The 1,755-nt window shown below is 71.6% G+C and carries 2 protein-coding genes; both read left to right on the plus strand.

Annotation, left to right across the window (positions count from 1 at the left end):
* Positions 1-455, plus strand: a 455-nt coding sequence (locus tag VF794_RS30205; protein WP_331116397.1) for a response regulator, incomplete at its 5' end; no start/stop codon positions are given.
* 25 nt (positions 456-480) lie between these two features.
* On the plus strand, positions 481-1,755 hold a 1,275-nt coding region (locus tag VF794_RS30210), incomplete at its 3' end, for a PEP/pyruvate-binding domain-containing protein (RefSeq protein WP_331116399.1).

A 1,755-nucleotide genomic window follows, 5' to 3' on the forward strand; every position in this document is an offset into this window, starting at 1 on the left:
AGGCGCCCCGGGGGGCCACCCGGACGCCGCCCCCCCTTCCGCTCCCGTCCCCCGTGCGCCAGCCGAAGCGGCGGGTGCTGGTGGTGGAGGACCGCGCGGCCGTGCGCGAGACGATGAGGGTGCTCCTGGAAGGCCTGGGGCACGAGGTGACGGTCTCCACCGATGGGCTGGAGGGAGTCACCCGGGCGCTGGAGCTACGCCCGGACGTGGCCCTCGTGGACGTGGGCCTTCCCAGCATCGACGGCTATGAGCTGGCTCGGCGGGTGCGCGCCACCACTGGAGGAAACACCCTCTACCTCGTCGCGCTCACCGGCTATGGCGGCCCCGAGGCCCAGGCGAACGCCCTCCAGGCCGGCTTCGACCTGCACCTCGTCAAACCCCTCCTCGAGAGCGGCCTGCTCCGGGTCCTGGAGGGCTCGCGCGGGAGGAGCGCGGCCCAGGGCCTCCCGCACTGAGCCCGGAAAGAGACCGGAGAACTCCATGAGCACAGCCAATCCCATCCACCTCACCGACTCGCGCGGCACGGAGACGCAACCGCTGGTCCTCCCTTTCGAGCGCATCTCCGCGGCGGATCTGCCCCGTGTGGGTGGCAAGGGGGCCAACCTGGGCGAGATGGCCCGCGCCGGGTTTCCAGTGCCTCCTGGCTTCTGTGTCACGACAGCCGCTTTCGATGCGTTCCTGGCCGGCTCCGGGGAGCTCCAACCCCTGTACGCGGAGTTGGAGGCGCTGGATGGCAAGGACGTGGAGGCGGCCCGCCGCGTCGCCGAGTCCACGCGGGCCGCACTCGGCCGGGCGCCCCTTCCCCCCACCGTAGCCGACGCGGTGCTCGCCACCTGGAGAGCGCTGGGGACCGAGCACTCCTGGGCGGTGCGCTCCAGCGCCACGGCGGAGGATCTGCCGGACGCCAGCTTCGCGGGCCAGCAGGACACCTATCTCAACATTCGCGGGGCCGACGCCCTGCTCGACGCGATCCGGCGGTGCTGGGTGTCGCTGTTCACCGATCGCGCGGTGCTCTACCGGGCCCGGAGCGGCTTCGGCCATCGGGGGGTGAAGCTGAGCGTGGTGATTCAGCGCATGGTGTTGCCCGAGGTGTCCGGCATCCTGTTCACCGCCGACCCCATCAGCGGACGACGGGGAACCGTGTCCATCGATGCGGGCTTCGGCCTGGGCGAGGCGCTGGTCAGCGGGCTCATCAACGCCGACCTCTATAAGGTGGACAAGGAGACCGGAGCGCTTCTGGAAGTCCGGGTGGGCGACAAGGCCCTGGCCATCCGCCCCAGGCCCGAGGGAGGCACCTGGGAGGAGCGCCTGCCCGAGGAGACTCGGCGTGCCCGGGCCCTCGACGACGCGGCCCTGCGGGAGCTGGTCGCGATGGGGGTGCGAATCGAGTCGCACTACGGCAAACCCCAGGACATCGAGTGGTGCATCGAGGCCGGGCGGCTCTACGTGGTGCAGACCCGGCCCATCACGAGCCTCTACCCGCTGCCCGAGCCCGCGCCCGACGACGAGGGGCCGCACGCCTACGCCAGCTTCGGCCACATCCAGATGATGACGGACCCCATGCCGCCGCTCGCCCTCCAGGTGTGGCAGCTGATGTTGCCCTTCGACAGGACGGCACCCGGCCCCCTGGACGCCCCCCGCGAGTCCCGGGCCGCCACCCTCGCGGGCAGCCGGCTCTTCCTGGACGTGACGCCCATGCTGCGCCATCCCGTCCTGCGGCGCGTGTTCAGGGGCATCATCGGTCACGTCTATGAG

This window comes from Archangium sp. (assembly GCF_036389735.1).
In the GTDB taxonomy this organism is placed as follows: domain Bacteria; phylum Myxococcota; class Myxococcia; order Myxococcales; family Myxococcaceae; genus Archangium.